The 18,112-nt window shown below is 63.5% G+C and carries 20 protein-coding genes and 1 other RNA gene; 8 read left to right on the top strand and 13 right to left on the bottom strand.

What is annotated here, in order from left to right:
- Positions 1-11: 11 nt before the first annotated feature.
- The 5 genes from JY451_00855 to JY451_00835 are packed head-to-tail and all read right to left on the bottom strand — an operon-like array spanning position 12 to position 3,652.
- Entirely contained in the window at positions 12-929 is a 918-nt protein-coding gene (locus JY451_00855) for a 2-dehydropantoate 2-reductase (protein ID QZH75215.1), read from the bottom strand.
- Complete coding sequence (locus tag JY451_00850; protein ID QZH75214.1) at positions 926-1,471, bottom strand: NUDIX hydrolase; 546 nt, start codon at positions 1,469-1,471, stop codon at positions 926-928. The genes JY451_00855 and JY451_00850 overlap by 4 nt, the downstream gene beginning before the upstream one ends.
- Before the next feature lie 20 nt (positions 1,472-1,491).
- Entirely contained in the window at positions 1,492-2,166 is a 675-nt protein-coding gene (locus JY451_00845) for a hypothetical protein (protein ID QZH75213.1), read from the bottom strand.
- Positions 2,166-3,026: a TPM domain-containing protein gene (locus JY451_00840; GenBank protein ID QZH75212.1), complete on the bottom strand. Its 861-nt coding sequence runs from the start codon at positions 3,024-3,026 to the stop codon at positions 2,166-2,168. Before JY451_00840 ends, JY451_00845 begins: the two co-directional genes overlap by 1 nt.
- 14 nt (positions 3,027-3,040) lie before the next feature.
- Positions 3,041-3,652, bottom strand: a complete 612-nt coding sequence (locus tag JY451_00835; protein QZH75211.1) for a LemA family protein — start codon at positions 3,650-3,652, stop codon at positions 3,041-3,043.
- A gap of 206 nt (positions 3,653-3,858) precedes the next feature.
- Here JY451_00835 and mscL point away from each other — a divergent pair, with 206 nt between their 5' ends.
- Complete coding sequence (mscL, locus tag JY451_00830) at positions 3,859-4,296, top strand: large conductance mechanosensitive channel protein MscL (GenBank protein QZH76481.1); 438 nt, start codon at positions 3,859-3,861, stop codon at positions 4,294-4,296.
- A gap of 21 nt (positions 4,297-4,317) precedes the next feature.
- Positions 4,318-4,662: a transfer-messenger RNA gene (gene ssrA / locus JY451_00825) on the top strand.
- A 49-nt stretch (positions 4,663-4,711) separates the two neighbouring features.
- On the opposite strand, the gene JY451_00820 is transcribed toward ssrA, so the two are convergent.
- From JY451_00820 to JY451_00805, 4 genes are all read right to left on the bottom strand, one after another.
- A complete protein-coding gene (locus tag JY451_00820; protein ID QZH75210.1) occupies positions 4,712-4,954 on the bottom strand; it encodes a hypothetical protein in 243 nt (80 codons plus the stop codon).
- 116 nt (positions 4,955-5,070) lie between these two features.
- A complete protein-coding gene (locus JY451_00815; GenBank protein ID QZH75209.1) occupies positions 5,071-6,324 on the bottom strand; it encodes an N-succinylarginine dihydrolase in 1,254 nt (417 codons plus the stop codon).
- Positions 6,321-7,334 (bottom strand): arginine N-succinyltransferase, encoded by a 1,014-nt coding sequence (locus JY451_00810; GenBank protein QZH75208.1) that lies wholly within the window; start codon positions 7,332-7,334, stop codon positions 6,321-6,323. The genes JY451_00815 and JY451_00810 overlap by 4 nt, the downstream gene beginning before the upstream one ends.
- The gene (locus JY451_00805) at positions 7,331-8,542 is read right to left on the bottom strand and encodes a hydrolase (GenBank protein QZH75207.1); all 1,212 of its coding nucleotides are present in this window, start codon (positions 8,540-8,542) and stop codon (positions 7,331-7,333) included. The genes JY451_00810 and JY451_00805 overlap by 4 nt, the downstream gene beginning before the upstream one ends.
- Before the next feature lie 181 nt (positions 8,543-8,723).
- Between JY451_00805 and JY451_00800 the strand changes: the two genes are divergently transcribed.
- Positions 8,724-9,158 (top strand): PilZ domain-containing protein, encoded by a 435-nt coding sequence (locus tag JY451_00800; protein ID QZH75206.1) that lies wholly within the window; start codon positions 8,724-8,726, stop codon positions 9,156-9,158.
- Here JY451_00800 and rsmA read toward each other — a convergent pair.
- From rsmA to JY451_00780, 4 genes are all read right to left on the bottom strand, one after another.
- Complete coding sequence (rsmA, locus tag JY451_00795; GenBank protein QZH75205.1) at positions 9,128-9,973, bottom strand: 16S rRNA (adenine(1518)-N(6)/adenine(1519)-N(6))-dimethyltransferase RsmA; 846 nt, start codon at positions 9,971-9,973, stop codon at positions 9,128-9,130. The two genes, JY451_00800 and rsmA, sit on opposite strands and share 31 nt — an antisense overlap.
- Positions 9,966-10,967, bottom strand: a complete 1,002-nt coding sequence (pdxA, locus tag JY451_00790) for a 4-hydroxythreonine-4-phosphate dehydrogenase PdxA (protein QZH75204.1) — start codon at positions 10,965-10,967, stop codon at positions 9,966-9,968. Before pdxA ends, rsmA begins: the two co-directional genes overlap by 8 nt.
- Positions 10,968-10,971: 4 nt before the next feature.
- Positions 10,972-12,267 carry a peptidylprolyl isomerase gene (locus tag JY451_00785; GenBank protein ID QZH76480.1) on the bottom strand — a complete coding sequence of 432 codons (1,296 nt, stop codon included), beginning with the start codon at positions 12,265-12,267 and terminating at the stop codon, positions 10,972-10,974.
- 197 nt (positions 12,268-12,464) lie between these two features.
- Entirely contained in the window at positions 12,465-14,774 is a 2,310-nt protein-coding gene (locus JY451_00780; GenBank protein QZH75203.1) for an LPS-assembly protein LptD, read from the bottom strand.
- A gap of 111 nt (positions 14,775-14,885) precedes the next feature.
- Between JY451_00780 and JY451_00775 the strand changes: the two genes are divergently transcribed.
- From JY451_00775 to ndk, 5 genes are all read left to right on the top strand, one after another.
- The gene (locus tag JY451_00775) at positions 14,886-16,349 is read left to right on the top strand and encodes a leucyl aminopeptidase (GenBank protein QZH75202.1); all 1,464 of its coding nucleotides are present in this window, start codon (positions 14,886-14,888) and stop codon (positions 16,347-16,349) included.
- Between the two features lie 45 nt (positions 16,350-16,394).
- A complete protein-coding gene (locus JY451_00770) occupies positions 16,395-16,550 on the top strand; it encodes a DUF2256 domain-containing protein (GenBank protein QZH75201.1) in 156 nt (51 codons plus the stop codon).
- Positions 16,547-16,984: a DNA polymerase III subunit chi gene (locus tag JY451_00765; protein QZH75200.1), complete on the top strand. Its 438-nt coding sequence runs from the start codon at positions 16,547-16,549 to the stop codon at positions 16,982-16,984. The genes JY451_00770 and JY451_00765 overlap by 4 nt, the downstream gene beginning before the upstream one ends.
- A gap of 63 nt (positions 16,985-17,047) precedes the next feature.
- Positions 17,048-17,539, top strand: a complete 492-nt coding sequence (locus JY451_00760) for a hypothetical protein (protein QZH75199.1) — start codon at positions 17,048-17,050, stop codon at positions 17,537-17,539.
- Positions 17,540-17,625: 86 nt separating this feature from the next.
- Positions 17,626-18,048: a nucleoside-diphosphate kinase gene (gene ndk, locus JY451_00755; protein ID QZH75198.1), complete on the top strand. Its 423-nt coding sequence runs from the start codon at positions 17,626-17,628 to the stop codon at positions 18,046-18,048.
- Positions 18,049-18,112 lie beyond the last annotated feature (64 nt).

Here is an 18,112-nt window from a genome sequence, read left to right as displayed (position 1 = left end):
CCAAGTCAGGATCAGGCCAACTTGGCTTCTTCCAGCTTGACCAGATGCCACAGCGTTTCGAGGACCGGCGCGACCACGCCCACTTCGCGCCCCGCCTGAACGATGGCCCCGTTGATCGCATCGACTTCGGTGCGGCGGCGGGCGTGGAGGTCTTGCAGCATCGAAGGTTCGTGGTCGGCATGATCGGTCATGCTGACTTCGGTCAGGTCATGGATCGGCTGCGGATCGACCATGATCCCGCAGGCGCGCGCTACCGCCACGCCTTCGTTCACCGCAGCAGTGATGGTGGCGCGCGATTCGGGGTTGGCACCGAGGAAGCCCGGCGTGCGGCGGGTGAGTGCGCAGAGCGGGTTCATCGTGGCGTTGAAAATCGCCTTCGACCAGATCCCGGCGTGAATGTGTGGATCGAGCACGGTTTCAAGCCCGCCCTTAGTGAGCAGGGCGGCAACTTGCCCCGCAAAGGCGGGATCGCCGCTGAACGCCGGGTAAAGCTTGGAATAGCCTTCCCCATGACTGCGGATGCGGCCCGGCCCGACGAGGTCGCTTGGCAACATGCTCGCGCCAACCAGCACGCGCTCGTCAGGAACGAACTCCGCCAGTCGCCGGTCATTGCCGAGCCCGTTCTGGAGGCTGAGCAAGTGCGTGTGCCCGCCGATGGCGGCGGCAATGCCTTCGAGCGCGGCCTGGGTGTGAAAGGTCTTGGTGAACACCATCACCAGATCGACCGGCTCGCTGATATCCGGCGGAATCGCGGCACGGATCGGCAGGCGTTCGACGCCGCTGCGCAGATCGACTTCCAGCCCCTGCACATTGATCGCGCCGACATGCTCGGCGTTCACATCCACGAGCGTCACATCGCAGCCGGCGCGGTGGAAGGCCGCGCCGAACAGGCACCCCATCGCGCCCGATCCCAGCACCAGCACTTTCATGCAACATCACCCAGCAGGTGCGGGCCGAGCGCGAGCAACATCCGCGTATCGATGCCCACCCCGCGCGCGCGGAAGGCCGAAATGACCTGCGGAAAATCCGCCAGGCCCACCCGGTGGACTGTAATATCTTCCTCCTCAACTCCGCCGCCGGGCCCTACCTTGGTCAAGCCGGTCGCCTTGAGCAGGGTGAAGCCTTCGTCGGTCATCCCGGGGGAGGAGTTGAAATCGCCCACAACTTCCCACTGCGCAGCGGCATAGCCGGTTTCTTCCTCCAGTTCGCGCTTGGCAGCGCGCAGCGGATCGTCGTCAGCGCCGCCGGCGTCGTCGCCGACTAGTCCGGCGGGGAGTTCAAGGCTCATGCATCCCAGCGCCACCCGATATTGTTCTACGAGAATGATATGCCCGTCTTCCACCGCGACGATCACTGCCGCGCGGATGTTGCCCTTGCGGCTGACATATTCCCACCGGCCGCGCTTCTTGGCGGTGATCCAGTCTCCTTGCCAGGCAATCTGTTCGGGGGCGTCGGCGTCAGGTGTGCTCATTTCTCCGCGCTATAGAACCGTCACACCTCGATCAAGCGGTCCGGCAATTCGTTCGTATCGTCCACCCGGCGGGGGAAATGCTCTGCCAGCACCTTGCCCACGTCACGCACGCCTGCGGCGATCCCTTCCGCCACGCAACCCTTGCGAATTTCGGCGAGCATGTCCGCCATCGCCTCGCCCCAGACTTCGGCGGGCACGAGCAGGGCGATGGAATCGTCGGCAACGATTTCCGCCCGGTGCTCGCGCATCGAGAGGTAGAGCATCACCCCGGTCCCGCCGTGCGTGCGCCCTTCCGCGCCGACCTTGAACAGCCGCACGGCCTTGTCATGCACGCGCTGGCGCTTCACCGGGGCGGGGACGAACAGGAAAGTCAGCCTGTCCCAGCTCAGCAGCAGCCACACAGCGACGAATTTCAGGAGGCCAAGCGCCAGCACCCAGGCGATCACTTCGCCATAGGTATGCTCGATGCTCCAGCCACCGAGCAGCCAGTCGATCTTGCCGAGCAGGAAATCGGGGAAAAGCGCAAACACGCTCATCGCGGTGAACGATGCCGCCACTGCCCAGACCAGCACCACGTCTGAATATCCGTCCGAACGGTCGGCGATCACAGGAACGATCTCGCCACTGGTGGCCAGTTCGGCCTCGCGCACAGCTGCGGAGACAATCGCGTGCTGTTCTGCATTCAGCCAGGCCATCACCATCCCCCCGAAGCGCCGCCGCCGCCGGACATTCCGCCGCCGAACCCGCCAAAACCGCCGCCTCCGCCGCCGCCAAAGCCGCCTCCGCCGCCCCAGCCACCGCCGCCGCCCCAATCGTCATTATCGGTAACGCCGCGTACGATCGCCTTGCCCGCTTCCCACAGGATGATGTCGCCGACAACACCGCCGACGCCACCGCGGAAGCGCCGCTTGCGCCCCCGGTCCGAAAGCGCGGGGAGGACGAAGAAGAACAGCAGGAAACCGGCCCAGATCAGCGTGCCGATAGGAAATCCTCCTTCGCTGCGTTCCTGTTCGGCAGCGGCCTGCGCGGCTTCCTCAATGGCGACGGCGTCCTCCGGGCTGGTAGCAAGGTGGGCGAGAATGGCATCAACGCCGGCGATCACCCCGCCGTCATAATCCTCGGTCTTGAAGCGTGGGGTGATGACATCCCGGATGACCCGCCCGGCCATAATCCCGCCGAACCACGGATGCAGGCCATAGCCGACCTCGATCCGCATTTGCCGCTCGTTGGGAGCGATCAGCAGCAGCAGGCCCGTATCGCGCTGCGCCCCGCCGATGCCCCATTCGGCAAACAGCGCGGTGGCGTAAGGTTCGATTTCCGAGCCACCGAGACTCGGCACGGTCGCTACGATAATCGCCTGCCCGGTAAGACGGTTATGCTCGCGCAACTGCGCGTCAAGTCGCGCTTCGGTCGCGTCGGACAGGATGTTCGCATTGTCCAGCACCGGGCCTTGCGGAGCTGGGGGGAAATCGTAGGTCTGGGCATGAGCCGGACCTGCCAGCGCGGCGAACAATGTCGCCAGCGCCAGCAGGAATACGCGAAGGGAATGGTTCACCGTGCCCGCCGCCCTCAGGCGCCAGCGCCGGTGATGTTATCGAACTCGACTTCCGGGTTCTCTTCCGCACCCTCGGCTGCTTCGAAGTATTCCAGCGGTTCCGCGCCGTGGATGATGTTCGCGCCGATGGTGGAAGGGAAGGTGCGGATTTCGGTGTTATAATCGCGAGCGGTCTCGTTGTAGCGGCCGATTTCGGTGTTGATCATGTTGTTCGACTGCTCGATCTCCACCATCAGGTCGGCAAAGCGCGCGTTGCTCTGGAGGTCGGGATAGGCTTCCACGATGGTGCGCAACTGCCCGAGCGCCTGGGTCAGTTCGTTTTGCGCCTCGTTGAAGCGCTGGAATTCTTCCGGGTTTGAGAGATCATCGGTGGTGATGTTGATCGACGTAGCGCGCGAACGGGCCTCGATCACCCCGGTGAGGATGTTTTCTTCCGAAACTGCGGCAGCTTCCACCACCGAGACCAGATTGGGGATCACGTCCGAACGGCGCTGCAATGCGGCTTCGACATTGGCCCACTGCGCCTTGGCAGTCTCTTCCTTGGCAGGCACCGAATTGATGCCGCAACCGGCCAGCGCGAAGGTGCCGACGGCGAGAGTAGCCAGCTTGGCCAGACGGGTGAACATATGCGTGGTCCTCCAGATCCCAAAAGGTGTATTGTGCATATAGCACGGCGCGGTGCCGATACAAGAAATGCCGGGCGGATAATTGCAACTCAGGATCGGAAATGAATGTAAAATTTGTGGCGACAGGCAAGCTGCGCCTTCCCAATCCCGCGCTTCTGCGGCAGGCAACGCGCCGATTGGGGTCGCATTACGATTGGGAGGCATCCGTGCTCAACGAATTCAAGGAATTTATTGCCAAGGGCAATGTGCTGGAACTGGCCGTGGCGGTCATCATCGCCGGGGCATTCGGCACCATCGTGACTTCGCTGACGGCGGATATCATCATGCCGATCGTCGGTGCAGTGTTTGGCGGAGCGGATTTCTCCAACTATTTCATCCTGCTGAGCACGCCCGAGGGCTACACGGGTTCGATGACCGACTATGCCGCGCTGAAGGAAGCGGGGGCAGCGATGATCGGTTATGGCGCGCTGGTCACCGCGATCATCAATTTCCTGATCCTGGCGTTCATTATCTTCCTGCTGGTGCGCTATGCCAACAGGGTGAAGGAACGCCTCGACCGCGACAAGAAGTCCGAACCCGAAGTGCCCACCGGCCCGACCGAGATCGAACTCCTGACCGAGATCAGGGATGCGTTGAAGAAGTAGCCGCGCGAAATCCGCCACCATACACTTCACATTAAGCGGGCAGGGCCTATATGGGTCCTGCCCGTTTCGGCGGGCTATGGTGATAAATTGTGCCGTGTAATAGGTACAGCGGACCCGGGGGCAGTACCCGGCGGCTCCACCACAATCTGCGGCTTGCTGCGGGTTCTGACGGGGCCGAACTAGGATCGACGTGTGCTGAAAGACGGTATTTTTGCCCGGGCTGAGTAACCCGTAAAACTGTTCACAACACACAAGTGCCAACGATAACGAAGCACTCGCCATCGCTGCGTAATGTGACGTCCTAACGGACTGAATTTACAAGGCTAAAGCGCGGTTGGACCCACCGGGCAACAGAAGCGGATTCCGGGGCTCCGGGGGTAGCTAGCAACAGAAACCCCCACCTTCTTCCGATCGCTCAGAGATCAATACGCAACGCATCCCGCCGCTCTGCTTCAAACTTCAGACAGTCGAGGATCTTCGCGCCCCCCAGGAACACCGCGCCGCTGCACGCCGCGAACAGCAGCCAGCCGCCCCAGCCGGGGTATGTCGCCAGGTAGTGGCTGCCCCGATCCATCGCCCCAAGCGCCAGGGCATAGATGATCAGATAGGCTTCCCAGCGAGTCTTGATGACAAACAGCCGTGCGAGCTTGCGAAACATCCGGACCCTTTCTTAACGTCTTACACAGCAAATGCCGTGCCAAGGGCGTAGTTCCGCCGTTTGCGATGGTTAAGTCAGGGGGGCGTGTAAAGCAATCCGACAAGCTGAGCACGGACTCAGAGCAGTTCGGAAAGTTCCAGAATTTCAAGCAATTTTATTCGCGCGGTGCGGATTCGGGTGGCGAGGCGCTCGTCACCGATCTGTGCAGGGTCGATCCTTTCCGGCCAGTAGTCTGTGATGACGCTTTCAATCAGGCTCGCCTTGGCATCGTCGAGCATAAAGCGCGGATCGACGGTCGCCGGGTCCGCAACCACGCGCAGCCGCAGGCAGGCGGGGCCGCCGCCATTTGCCATGGACTGGCGGACATCCACCACCTGCACGTGGCGGATCGGGCCATTGCCTGCCAGCATCGACTGAAGCCAGCCCCACACCGGCGCAGAATCGCGGCACTCTTCCGGCACCACCAGCGTCATTTCGCCAGAAGGCGGGGTGACGAGCTGGGCGTTGAACAGGTAGGAAGAGACGGCCTCAGCCAGGCTTACCGCGCTGGCTGCCACTCCCACCACCTGCGCACCGGGGCAGCGCTCGGCAATCGCAGCATAGGTGCCCGCAGGATCGGCGAAAGCCTGTTCGTGGGTGAACAGCACCTGCTCGTTCGCCACGGCCACCACGTCGTTGTGGAAGGCACCTGCTGCAATCGCGTCCGGGTTCTGCTCGACAAACAGCACCCGCTCTGGATCGAGCCCGTGACGGCGTGCGACGATCCGGCTCGCCTGTTCGTGCTGGCGTGCGGGGAAAGCGCCGCCTGTGCGACCATAGACGAACACTTCCAGCCCAGCTTCGCCGTGCGCGGAAGTGAGCCGCATATGGTTCGCTGCGCCTTCATCGCCGAAGCAAGGTGGCACCGGATCGTGGACGGCGAAATGCGCGGTATCTGCAAAGGCCAACCGAAGTTGCGCCAGCGTATCGGGCCATTCGTGGCTGCGGTGCGGCATGGTAACAAGATTGGCGACGGTAAGGTGGCAGCGCCCGTCTGCCGTATCGCTGGCTGGGGAGACGGTGGCGGCATTGGCGGTCCACATCGAACTGGCCGACCACGCGCCTGCCACCAGCGCGGCATCGGTGCTGGGGTCCGCTGCCAATGCTTCCAGCCAACCGTTGTTCGGGCGGGGAAGAGGGAGGAAAAAGCCCTGCGCCAGCCCCTTCGTCATGTTGTGCCGCATCTTGGCGACGCCCTGTAGCGCGGCGGCACGGGGATAGGATGTCGCGCCTGCATTCTTCGTGGCGGCAAGGTTGCCGAGGCTTAGACCCGCGTAATTGTGGCTGGGTCCGACGATCCCGTCGAAGTTGATTTCTGTCACCCGGCTCATCGCGGAATGCTCCACACTTCGTCACGTTCGCCCACCCGGAGCAGTTCCGCCGATTGCGCGTCGATCGAAACGCCATCCTCCCGCAATTCGCGCGCACCGCAGCAGCAGCGGAAATTCGCCATCTTTCCGGCTGCGATCAGCGCCTTTTCGCCCTTGTCCAGCGTGGCGGAAACAACCTTGCCCGAACGCGCCTGCGCAATCGAGTTTACCGAGTCGGTTGCCGCCAGCATCGTCGGCCCGCCGTCGAAAATGTCGACATAGCCCTGATAGGAGAAACCCTCGTTCTCCAGCATCCGCATCGCCGCGCGGCCGGTGGGATGGGGCAGGCCAATCACCCGCCGCGCCTCTTCTTCCAGCATGGCGATATAGACCGGGTGCTTGGGCATCAGGTCGGCGATGAACTGGTTGCCGTGGACGGCGTTGAACTCGTCGGCCTCCTGGAAGCTCATGCCGAAGAACTTGCCGCCGATGGCATCCCAGAACGGCGAACCGCCGCGCTCGTCGATGATCCCGCGCAGCTCCGCCAGAATCCGGTCGCCGAAGCGCGCCCGGTGGCTGGCGATGAACAGGTAGCGGCTGCGCGCCAGCAATAGGCCCAGCCCTCCGGCGCGCTCCCCCGGATGCAGGAACAGTCCGCCCACTTCGCTGCAACCGCCCAGATCGTTGACCAGGCTGAGCAGCTCGGCGCTAACCGTCCGCTCCAGCTCGCGCGAATGTTGGGTGAGGGTGGTGATGCGGTAGGAATAGAACGGCCAGGCCTGCCCGACCGCGGTGAACAGCTGGCAGGTGCCACGCACTTGCCCGGTTTCGGCGTTCTCCAGCACCAGCACGAAGGTTTCGCCTTCGATTGAATCAGTCGTGCGGTCGAATGCGGCCTGCGAACCCGCAAGTTTGGCGGCCAGCGAATTGCGATCGGGCGGCAGGTTGGTGAACCCGCCGCCGGTCAGTTTCGCCATTTCGTACATGGGTTGCAGATCGTCTGCGGTGGCGGCGCGTATGACGAAGCTCATAGGGCTTCTCCGGTGGCAAGGCGGTGGAGGACCACGGCAGACAGTTGCGCCCGCTCGGTAAGTGACGGAACTATCATGTATTCTCGCGGAGAATGGATCGCGCCCCCGCGCACGCCCATCGTATCGACCACCGGCACATGGCAGGCGGCGATATTGTTGCCGTCGCAGACCCCGCCGGAGGGCTGCCAGCCAATTGTCTGGCCCAGCGCCGCGCCGCTGTCGCGCACCAGATCGAACAGCTGTTGCGCCCGCGCATCGACCGGTTTGGGTGGGCGCGAGATCCCGCCGTGGAGGTGGATGGCGACTTCGTGCGCGTGCTCAAGTTCGGCAATCATGGCGTTGAGATCGTGCAGGAACTGCGCCGCTGCGTCGCTCGATTTTGGGCGGATGTTGAAGCGCAGCACGGCATGATCGGGCACCACATTGTTGGCCGCGCCGCCATCGATCTTGGCTGGATTGATCGGCAGTTCGCCATGCTGCATGGCCTTTAGTCGCAACACGCAATCGGCAGCGGCGACAATTGCATTGCGCCCCTCATGCGGATTGCGCCCGGCGTGCGCAGACTTTCCAGTGAAGGTAACAGCAAAATTGCCGCTGCCCCCACGCGCATGGGCCAGCGTGCCATCGGGCAGGGCAGAGGGTTCGTAGGTCAGCGCGGCAATCTTGCCCTGCGCCAGCTCGGCGATCAGTGTGGCGGAGGAGAGCGAGCCGGTTTCCTCGTCCGAATTTATCATCACGTCGTAACCGACTGATTTTGCGGCATCGCTGGTCTCGAAAGCAGTCAGCGCTTCGAGAATGATCGCCAGCCCGGCCTTCATGTCGGCAGTGCCCGGACCGTTCAGCGTCTCGCCGTCCAGCCAGGTCAGGTGCTGGAACGGATGCTCTGCCGGAAACACCGTGTCCATATGCCCAGTCAGCAGGAAGCGCCGCGCTGCATCGGGGCGTACCGAGCATACCAGATGCTGCCCGTGCGCCTTCTCAACCGCGCGTCCCTCGGCATCGATCACGCTCACCGCGGCGGGATCGCGCAGCGTGACCTCGCCAGGCAGCGCCGAAAACGCATTGGCCAAATGCCCCGCGACTGCTGCCAGCCCGGCCAGATTGCCTGTGCCCGAATTGATCGCCGCCCAGTCCATTGTGCGATCCAGCATCCGCTGCTGGCTCACACCCTCGATCAGTGCCTGTTCCTGTTGCGAAAGTTGTTTCATGTGCAACTGTCCTGAAGCTGGCCTGCTCTCCTGTCAAATCGCGCGACCAGCGGGATTAGTCAGCCCCCTGAAAATGCGGCATTTCGCTTTTGCTTACAAGATGGAGGGGAAGGCCTTAACCCGACGCTTACGAATGGGGGGCTAACTCAATGGCAATCATGCATTTTAAAGATTCCCACTGATGCTTGCCAGAGCCGAGCGGTCGCGGGTCGACAGCCGGGTAACGGCTATGCTGCGCGCCAAGATGCGCGACGGCAAGGGCACGCGTGAGGTTCGGGTGGGCGACATATCCCCCACGGGCCTTCTGGTCGCCTGCGACCGGCCCCCAGCCCGAGGGGAGATCGTCGATATCGATGTAGTGGGCCACCACATAATCGGCGAAGTTCGCTGGGTCAGTGGGCGCCGTTGCGGACTGCGTACCCGCGAACGCATCAATGTCAGTGCAATCCTGACCGGCAAACCCGCGCGGAAACGAAGCAAGGGAAGCTCTATCGATATCGAAGCGCAACAGGACATCAGCAAGTGGCCGCTGCGCAATCTGCTGATCGCCTACGGCGTCTTGGGCGTTACTGCTTTCTCCACTGCCTATTTGATCGTGAATTTCCTGATCCTCTGATCGAGTGCGCGGGCTAGCGCAACGAAGTCTTCCACCGCCAGCGTTTCAGCCCGGCGCGTGGCGTCGATGCCGAGCGTTTCGAGAGCTCCGAGCGCTCCCTCTACACCCTTCAGGCTCTGCCGGAGCATCTTGCGGCGTTGGCCGAAGGCGGCCTCGGTCACCCGTTCGAGCGTGCCGATCCGAACTCCTTGGGGCGCGGCAGCGGGAGTAACATGGACGATAGCGCTCATCACCTTGGGCGGCGGGGTAAAGGCGCTGCGATGCACTTTCATCGCCAGTTTCGCCGTGCTGCGCCACTGCGCCAGCACCGCCAGCCTGCCGTAGGCGCCCGATCCGGGCGCGGATATAATCCGCTGGGCGACTTCCTGCTGGAACATCAGCGTCAGGCTGGTCCAGCGCGGCGGCCATTCGGGTTGTGCCAGCCAGCCGGTGAACAGGGCGGTGCCGATGTTGTAGGGCAGGTTGGCGACCACGGCGAAAGGTTCGCCCATCAGCGCGGCGTGATCGACCGCCAGCGCGTCCTCTTCCACCACGCGTAACTGGCCGGGGAAGGCCGCCTGCAATTCGGCGAGTGCGGGGATGCACCTGCTGTCTCGCTCGATGGCGGTCACGCGCGCGCCCGCGCGGAGCAGCGCGCGGGTGAGCCCGCCAGGGCCGGGGCCAATTTCGAGCACCGCCTTGCCATCCAGATTACCGGGCACCGCGGCGATGCGGTCGAGCAGTTGTTCGTCGAACAGGAAATTCTGCCCGAGCGCCTTCGAGGCAGAGAGCCCGTGCGTCTTGATGACTTCGCGCAAAGGGGGAAGGTCAGCCATGCGCGCGCCGCGCGGCGATTGCGCCCGCCATGCGGATCGCGGCGATCATTGCGTTGGGGCGCGCGATACCCTTGCCGGCAATATCGAAGGCGGTGCCGTGATCGGGCGAAGTGCGCACAATCGGCAGGCCGAGGGTTACGTTTACTCCCTCGTCGAAATCGAGCGCCTTCAGCGGCACCAGTGCCTGGTCGTGATACATGGCAATGGCGACATCGTAGCTGCCGCGCTTGTGCGGGGCGAACAGCGTATCGGCGGGGTGGGGGCCGGTGGCGTCGATGCCTTCGGCGCGGAGTTGGGCGATGGCGGGGGCGATGATGTCGATCTCCTCGCGCCCCATCCGCCCGTCTTCCCCCGCGTGCGGATTGAGCCCGGCGATGGCGATGCGCGGTGCGGCGATGCCGTAGTCGGACTGCAACGCGCGGGCGACGACCCGGCTGCGGGTAACGATCAGGTCCTGCGAGAGCCTGCCGGGGACTTCGGCCAGCGCACAATGCACGGTCATCGGGACAGTGCGGAGCGAAGGTCCGGCGAGCATCATCACCGCCTTGTCCCGCGCAACACCGCATTTGTCTGCAAAGAACTCGGTTTGGCCGATAAAGCCCGGTGAAATCGGAGAGAGGCGCGATTTCGAGACCGGAGCGGTTACAATGCCGTTTGCGACGCCGTTACTGAGAGTGCTGTAGGCTTCAATCAGCGATTTATGGGCAAGACTGGCGCCCATTTCGTTTGGCGAGCCGGGAGTATTATCGCAATCTTCAAGACCGTTGACGGGCAGACCCTCAGGAAAAGCGAGATAGGCCTCAGCGGGATGATGAATCGGAATAACCGGGACATCAAGCCCCATCATTTCCGCCGCGGCACGTAGTATACCCGCCCCCTTCTGGACGAAGAAAGGGGGCAATTGCTCCCGATCACGCGCAGCCCAACTAGCAACAATAACCTCCGGACCGACACCTGCGGGGTCGCCAAGAGTTACAGCAAGCGGGACTTGCATCCGATCAGTTATAGTCGATCACCGCGTCGCGGCGAAGATCGCGGATGTAGCGCTGGGCGCGGCGGTTGATGCGTTCTTCTTCCAACTGCGACATCAGCACGTCCACAGACGGGCCGAGCACTTCATCGGGATCGTCCCGACCGCACAGCATCAGCACGCGGATGCCTTCGGACAGGTCACCGAACGGCGGCGAGACCTGCCCGACGTTGAGTTGCAACAGCACGCTTTGCAGGGCTTCGGGCAAGGCCCGCGCGGGGATTTCATCGTTGTCCACCGTGGTTGCGCCGATGGCCGCTGCCTGCGCATCGGCGTCGCCGCAGCCGTTCATCGCCTGCACCGCATCGATGAATTCGGTGCCGCGCCGCTCGGCTTCGGCTTCGGAAGTTCCGGGCGGGAAGGCGATGGAAATCTGCTTCAGGCTGAGCACCGCATCGCGCGGGTCCGCCATGCCGATCTGGCGCTGGTCGATCATCAGCAGGATCGAAAAGCCGCCAGGAATTTCCAGCGGCCCGACCAGCTGGCCGGGCGTCATCTGCGCCGCTGCCGCTTCAAGCTGCGGCTGCTGCAGCTGGGCGAGGCGGATCCAGCCAAGGTCACCGCCGACCACCGCGCTCGAGGCTTCGGAAAACTGCCGCGCATAAGCGACAAAGCTGCCGCCTTCGCGCAACTGGGCAATGATCTGGTTGGCGTTGGCGAGAACCTGCGCGCGGTTGGTGGCGTTGGCGGAGAGGAAAATCTCGCCCAGCCGGTATTCCGTCGTGCCGCGCGATTCCTGCAACCGGGTCCACAGATCAGTCACTTCGCCTTCGGACACGTTGACGAACGGCGCGACGTTTCGACGCAGCAGCCGGTCCCACGCCAATTCGCCCTGGATCTGCCGCTTGATCGAACGCGGGGACGAGCCGATCGAGGCGAGGTAGGCATCCATTTCCGTCACGCTCATCCCCTGCGACTCCACTGCGAAGCGCTCATAGGACTGGTTTACCTCTTCGTCGGTCACGGCCATATCCTGGGCGGCGGCCTCCTGCACCTGAAGCGTCTCGTCGATCAGGTTGCGCAGCACCTGCAACCGCAGGCGAGCCACTTCTTCGGGCGGCAATTCGACTTCCTGGGCCGAGAGGATCAACGCCACCCGGTGATCGACATCGGTGCCGGTGATGATCGCCCCGTTCACCCGCGCGGTGGCGCGGCGTTCGTTCGGATCGTTCGGCTGCACGATGAAGGAAATATCTTCCGGGAAGTTGAAGGCATCGCTTCCCGTCGCTTCCACCTGTGCCTGCGCCGAAGTAGCCATCGCCATCGCGCTGGCACTGGCGAGAGTGAGCCGGAAGATTTTGTTCGCAAAGGAAATCACGTTGGCTATAATCCTGTAAACGGCGTGGCAGGTTGCACGCCCCATAATACGCCTGCCCCTGTCATGCAGCGGCTGAACGGTTGCTGAGCCACGCTCACTAGCCAAATGCTACGCCGCTGCCAACGCCGCAGCTAAGGCTAACCTCAGAAACCGAGATTGCGCAGCGCGAAATGCAGGCGGAAGCTGCTTCCGCTCTGCGCATCCGCCAGCCGGATGTAATCGCGCCGCCAGGTGAGCCCGAATTCCAGGCAATCGTCCGCGTAGGCAATCCCGAGCCGGGTGCGCAAAGGTTCGAAACCGTCGGCAGTAAAGGACGGGTCTTCCTCGCGGTCGGTCAGATTGACCACCGCGCTGCCGAACACCGACCAGTATCGGGCGAAGGCGAAACGCCCGGCGGCGCGCAATTCCTCGCGATCCTGCAAATCCTCGAAGGTCAGGTCGATATCCCGGTCGAGCCGCAGATAGCCGACCTCGAGGTAGGTCCGGTCCGATCCAACCGTCGCATCCACCTCGTTGCGGCGGACGGCGAAATTGTCCTTGTCGAGCCGGAAACGGTGCGTCAGCTTGATGAAATCGTTATAGCGCACCTCGGTGCGGCCGACGAAATCGGAGAACTGCTCGTTCAGCCCGGTGCCATCGGGGAACAGGTTCGGCTCGTCAGTGAGGCGGTAGGACTGGCCGATGGTGGTGCTGATCCGCCAGCCGGGGAAATTGGCCTGCCAGTCGACGCCATAGGTCAGCCGCACACCATCCTCCACCCGGTCGTAGCCGGGGAAGCGGTTCAATGCGAAGAGGTTCGAATCCTCCAGGTCGATGGCGCGCGAATCCTCGTTGGGAATGTCGAGGTTGTTGATCGACGGCGCGGCCACCAGTTGCAGGCGCGGGGTGAGGATCTGCGTGCCCCCGGCAAAGCTGCCGATGAAGGGCCAGGCCACGTCCACCGCCGCAATCGCGATGCCGCGCGCCTGCCAGCCGCCTTCGCCGCGATAGCTGGGGGTAGGCGTGAGCAGGTTGTTGTCCGAATGATAGACATCGCCGCGCACCAGCCCGGTCACGGTGACTTCCTGCCCCCACGGCGTGATCCGCCGCAGGTCCCATTGCGCGCGGGCAAAGGCGCGCTGGCTGTCCTGCCCTTCGGCGCGGGTGATGGCGAGGGTGTTCGCCTGCAATTCCACTTGCCCGCCGAGCAGCGGGTCTTCCAGCCGATAGCGCGCGTCGATCAGCGGCAGGGCCAGCGGCACTTGCCCCTGATCGGTGCTGACCAGCAGCGCCTGCGTCGCCCAGCCGGCTATCGAAACGTAGGAATTGCGGTCGATCCGTTCGAGCTCGATGACCGAGCGGATGCGATCCTCCCGGCTGATATCGTAACGCCGCAGGAATGTGCGGTCGCTGGCAAGGCGGAGCGAGCCGGTGGCGGTCCAGTTCTCGTCCAGCTGGAAGCGCCCGTTGGCGGCGAAATAGCCGCGGAAGTCGTCCTGCGATCCGGGGGTTTCAGCAGTGAGCGGAATGCGTGATCCGTAGGTGGCATAGCCGGTCACCTGAAACGCGCCCCGGTCGGTCAACTGGCGGTAATTGGCGGAGACCATCGGCGCGGCTTCGGTGAACACGTAGCCGGTCAGCGTCAGGTCGCGGTTCTCGGCCAGCCGCAGGTAATAGCTGCCTGAAAGTTCGATCCCGTTCGATGCAGTAATGCCGATATCCGGCACGAAGAAACCGCTGCTCGGGCCGCCATCGGCGCGGATCGAAAATCCCGACAGGGGCAGGATACGGGCGCCGAAAATTTCCAGATAGGCACCGGAGAAGCGGATGCGCGCGGTTTCGTTGTCGTAATAGACCCGGTCTGCGGTAATGCGCCAGCTCGGGCTGCGCGGGCAGCCTTCGCTATCGACCACCGGGCAACCGGAATAGGCGGCGCGGGTCAGTTCGATATCGCCCCCCGCATTGCGGGTGCCCTGTTCCGCAGCCAGCCGCCCGCCCTGCCGGAAGGCGAGCAAAAGGTTGCTCATTGCTCCTGCTTCCAGCTCGTCGGTGAGCGTCAACCGATCCGAGAATAGCTGGTTGCCGTCCTCGTCCACCAGCCGGACCATGCCGGTGGCGACGATTTCCCCGGTGCTGCGGTTCCACGTAACTGCATCGGAGCGGACCGACTGATCCCCCGAACGCAACACCACGTTGCCCGAAGCGGTGATCGTGTCGGTATCCTGGTTGTATTCCAGATTGTCGGCTTCGAAGCCGATCTGCCTTTGGCCAGCCTGATTGAATTCCGGAGTAACCGGCCCGTCGGGCTGCGGCGGAACATCTTGCGCGGCAGGCTCGGCATCGCGCAGGTCGAGATCCTGCGCCAGCGCCGATACGGAGGTGCAGGCAAGCAACAGCGCTGCGGCAGCGATGGCCAGCGGACGTGCAGCGTTGGTCGGCACGGGAAGGGAGCCGGGGGGGCGACCGGGGAGCATGGCTTGCCTATCGCACCGCGCGCCCCTAACTGCAACGCCAGCTTTGCACGGCCTGGATCGGGTCCAACGCCGTGCCGCAATTGCGCCACACAACAGCCTCCGGGAGCTTCCATGAAGATCGAATTCCGCCAGAATCCTGCCGCCGAGACCCCGAGAATCCATGCCCGCGTGGTGGATCAGGACAAGCTCCCCGCCGACCTGCCGCGCGCCATGGCAGAGGGCGCGGCGGCATCGCGGTTCACCGGCAAGCCCGGGCAACTGTTTGATGGCTTCCACGAAGAGAGCGGCAAGGTCGTCCGCCTCGTGTTGGCGGGTGCGGGCAAAAAGGACGATGCCGGGCGGCAGGCAGCGCTTGAAAAGGCTGGCGCCGCACTGACCGCGAAGTATCTCACCAGCGGCGAAACTTCGCTGGCGCTGGATGCCGGTGCCAGCGGGCTCGATGCCGCCGCGACAGCTGCGGTGCTCACCGGAGCGCGGCTGCGGGCGTGGCGCTGGGACACCTACCGCACGAAGTTGCGCGACGAGCAAAAGCGCACCTTGCAGACGGTCGTGGTCATCGGCGCTCCCGAAGGCAGCGAAGCGGCGTGGGAGGACGCACAGGCGGTCGCCACCGGGGTTGAATTCACCCGCGAACTGGTCGCCGAACCGGCGAACATCATCTATCCCGAAAGCTTCGTCGAACGCTGCCGCAAGCGGTTCGAAGGCACCGGAGTAGAACTGGTCGTGCTGGGCGATGAAGAAATGGCAGCGCTCGGCATGGGCGCGCTGCTCGGCGTGGGGCTTGGATCGGAACGGCCCTCGCGCCTGCTGGCGATGAAGTGGATGGGCGGCACTGCGGGCGAAGCGCCGATTGCTCTGGTGGGCAAGGGCGTTACTTTCGACACCGGCGGTATCTCGATCAAGCCGGGACCTGGCATGGAAGACATGAAGTGGGACATGGGCGGCGCGGGTGCAGTGGCGGGCGCGATGCTGGCGCTGGCGCTGCGGAAGGCCAAGGCCAATGTGGTCGGCGTCTGCGGGTTGGTCGAGAATATGCCCGACGGCAAGGCGATGCGGCCCGGCGACGTGGTGAGGACCATGTCCGGCCAGACGGTGGAGGTGCTCAACACCGATGCCGAAGGGCGGTTGGTGCTGTGCGACGCGCTGACCTGGGTGCAGAAGGAATTCAAACCCGCACGCATCGTCGATCTCGCCACGTTGACGGGTGCGATGATGATTGCGCTGGGCAGCGAACACGCGGGCATATTCTCGAACAATGACTCGCTGGCAGACGATCTGCTCAGTGCCGGCAAGCAGGTGGGGGACAAGCTGTGGCGTTTTCCGCTCGCGCCCGAATACGACAAGCTGCTCGACAGCCCGATTGCGGACATGAAAAATATCGGCCCGCGCTTTGCCGGATCGATCACCGCTGCGCAGTTCCTCCAGCGCTTCATCGAGAACGATACGCCGTGGGCGCATTGCGATATCGCGGGGATGGTCTGGGCCGACAAGCCGGGCGCGACCTGGGACAAGGGCGCGACCGGATACGGGGTGCGCCTGCTCGACCGGTTCGTGCGCAACACCGCTGAAAGTTGAGGGGGTAGCCTTGGCCTCAAGTAGCGAAGCAATAGGCCAAGAATAATGGCGAGGATGCGCAAGAAGGCGGACTTGCCGTCCAAGATCTGCGAGTCCTGCCGTCTGCCGTTTACCTGGCGCAAGAAGTGGGAGCGGGACTGGGAGCAGGTCCGCTATTGCTCCGAGCGGTGTCGGCGCTCGAAGGGGGTGTCTGCGGAATGAGAGTCGACTTTTATCTGCTGTCCACCGATCCTGCACCCGCCGCCGTTGCCCTGCTCGCGGGAAAGGTGCGCGAGGCGGGCGAGCGACTGTTGGTGGTGGCCGAGGATCTCGAACTGGTGGAAGCAATCTCGCAGGCGCTGTGGACCGCGTCGCCCGAAGCCTTCCTCGCCCACGGGATTGCCGGGGACGCGTACGATGCGCGCCAGCCGATCCTGCTGTCCGACGATGTCGAGCCGGTGAACGGTGCGAAATTCCTGCTGATCGCGGACGGGCAATGGCGTGAGCCCGGGGAGAGCTTCGCGCGGGTGCTGTTCCTGTTCGACGATACCACGCGGGCAGGCGCGCGGGTGACGTGGAAGGCGCTGGAGGACCGCGAGGGGCTGGAGCGCAAGTTCTGGAAGCAGCAAGGTGGTCGCTGGGTCGAAGGGCCGTGAAGAGGGGTTGACCGCACGCGATTAGCTGCGATTTTCTCTGGGCACATTCTTGGGGAGGCACATATGCGTACAATCGGCACAGGCTTGGCAGCGGCACTTCTGCTCGCAGGCTGCGGCGGTAGCGATAGCGGCACCATCGAAACCGAAGATGGCACCGTGGAATACGACGCCGATCAAAGCGGTGACGAAGCGCAGATCCGTTTTACAGACAAAGATGGCAACGAGACCGTCATTAACTCCGGGACTGATGTTGCCGCCAGTCTGCCCGATGGCTTCACCGTCTATCCAGGTGCGCAGGTCGCTTCGAGCTCTGTGATGAGCGGTGCCGACGGGCAGGGCAGCATGACGGTAATGACCAGCAGCGATTCTCCGGAAGAGATGGTCGCGCATTACCGGCAACAGGCCGAAGCGGCGGGTTTTGTCATCGAAATGGAAATGACCACCAACGATACCATGATGATCGGCGGCGAAGGGCCGGACGGACAGGCGTTCAGCTTCAATGCCAGCCGGTCGGGCGAGGAATCGAGCGGTATGCTGATGGTCGGGCGCAACTAGACGCGCACCAGCAGGCTTGCCGTGTACCGACTGTGCCGCTAGGGGCGCGCGCAATCTCCACGTCCCAAATTCCAAAGGAAATTCCCATGGCGGTTACCCGCACCTTTTCGATCATCAAGCCCGATGCCACCCGCCGCAACCTGACCGGTGCGGTTACCAACATGCTGGAAAAGGCCGGCCTGCGCGTGGTCGCTTCCAAGCGCATCCACATGAGCAAGGACCAGGCCGAGGGCTTCTACGCCGTACACAAGGAACGCCCGTTCTTCGGCGAGCTGGTCGATTTCATGATCTCCGGCCCGGTAGTCGTGCAAGTTCTCGAAGGCGAAGACGCCGTGGTGCGCAACCGCAAGATCATGGGCGCGACCAACCCCGCCGATGCCGAGGAAGGCACGATCCGCAAGGCTTTTGCCGAGAGCATCGAGGCGAACACCGTGCACGGTTCGGACAGCGACGAGAACGCGGCGATCGAAATCGCCTTCTTCTTCGATGACAGCGAAATCGTCGGCTAAGCAATTTCACGCGGCGGATCTGTTGGTTAACGGCATTTCCGCCGCCTGAAGTCTGTGGTATAAA

The sequence above is a fragment of the Erythrobacter sp. genome, assembly GCA_019739335.1.
Classification (GTDB): domain Bacteria; phylum Pseudomonadota; class Alphaproteobacteria; order Sphingomonadales; family Sphingomonadaceae; genus Alteraurantiacibacter.
The sequence above is the reverse complement of the archived record's forward strand: the minus strand, read 5'-3'. Positions and strand labels throughout refer to the sequence as shown.

What these genes read in the sequence shown, in the direction of transcription:
- JY451_00855 (QZH75215.1), bottom strand. Translation starts at nt 929, where the DNA reads ATGAAAGTGCTGGTGCTGGGATCGGGCGCGATGGGGTGCCTGTTCGGC.
- JY451_00850 (QZH75214.1), bottom strand. Translation starts at nt 1,471, where the DNA reads ATGAGCACACCTGACGCCGACGCCCCCGAACAGATTGCCTGGCAAGGA.
- JY451_00845 (QZH75213.1), bottom strand. Translation starts at nt 2,166, where the DNA reads ATGGCCTGGCTGAATGCAGAACAGCACGCGATTGTCTCCGCAGCTGTG.
- JY451_00835 (QZH75211.1), bottom strand. Translation starts at nt 3,652, where the DNA reads ATGTTCACCCGTCTGGCCAAGCTGGCTACTCTCGCCGTCGGCACCTTC.
- JY451_00820 (QZH75210.1), bottom strand. Translation starts at nt 4,954, where the DNA reads ATGTTTCGCAAGCTCGCACGGCTGTTTGTCATCAAGACTCGCTGGGAA.
- JY451_00815 (QZH75209.1), bottom strand. Translation starts at nt 6,324, where the DNA reads ATGAGCCGGGTGACAGAAATCAACTTCGACGGGATCGTCGGACCCAGC.
- JY451_00810 (QZH75208.1), bottom strand. Translation starts at nt 7,334, where the DNA reads ATGAGCTTCGTCATACGCGCCGCCACCGCAGACGATCTGCAACCCATG.
- JY451_00805 (QZH75207.1), bottom strand. Translation starts at nt 8,542, where the DNA reads ATGAAACAACTTTCGCAACAGGAACAGGCACTGATCGAGGGTGTGAGC.
- JY451_00800 (QZH75206.1), top strand. Translation starts at nt 8,724, where the DNA reads ATGCTTGCCAGAGCCGAGCGGTCGCGGGTCGACAGCCGGGTAACGGCT.
- rsmA (QZH75205.1), bottom strand. Translation starts at nt 9,973, where the DNA reads ATGGCTGACCTTCCCCCTTTGCGCGAAGTCATCAAGACGCACGGGCTC.
- pdxA (QZH75204.1), bottom strand. Translation starts at nt 10,967, where the DNA reads ATGCAAGTCCCGCTTGCTGTAACTCTTGGCGACCCCGCAGGTGTCGGT.
- JY451_00785 (QZH76480.1), bottom strand. Translation starts at nt 12,267, where the DNA reads ATGGCGATGGCTACTTCGGCGCAGGCACAGGTGGAAGCGACGGGAAGC.
- JY451_00780 (QZH75203.1), bottom strand. Translation starts at nt 14,774, where the DNA reads ATGCTCCCCGGTCGCCCCCCCGGCTCCCTTCCCGTGCCGACCAACGCT.
- JY451_00775 (QZH75202.1), top strand. Translation starts at nt 14,886, where the DNA reads ATGAAGATCGAATTCCGCCAGAATCCTGCCGCCGAGACCCCGAGAATC.
- JY451_00770 (QZH75201.1), top strand. Translation starts at nt 16,395, where the DNA reads ATGGCGAGGATGCGCAAGAAGGCGGACTTGCCGTCCAAGATCTGCGAG.
- JY451_00765 (QZH75200.1), top strand. Translation starts at nt 16,547, where the DNA reads ATGAGAGTCGACTTTTATCTGCTGTCCACCGATCCTGCACCCGCCGCC.
- JY451_00760 (QZH75199.1), top strand. Translation starts at nt 17,048, where the DNA reads ATGCGTACAATCGGCACAGGCTTGGCAGCGGCACTTCTGCTCGCAGGC.
- ndk (QZH75198.1), top strand. Translation starts at nt 17,626, where the DNA reads ATGGCGGTTACCCGCACCTTTTCGATCATCAAGCCCGATGCCACCCGC.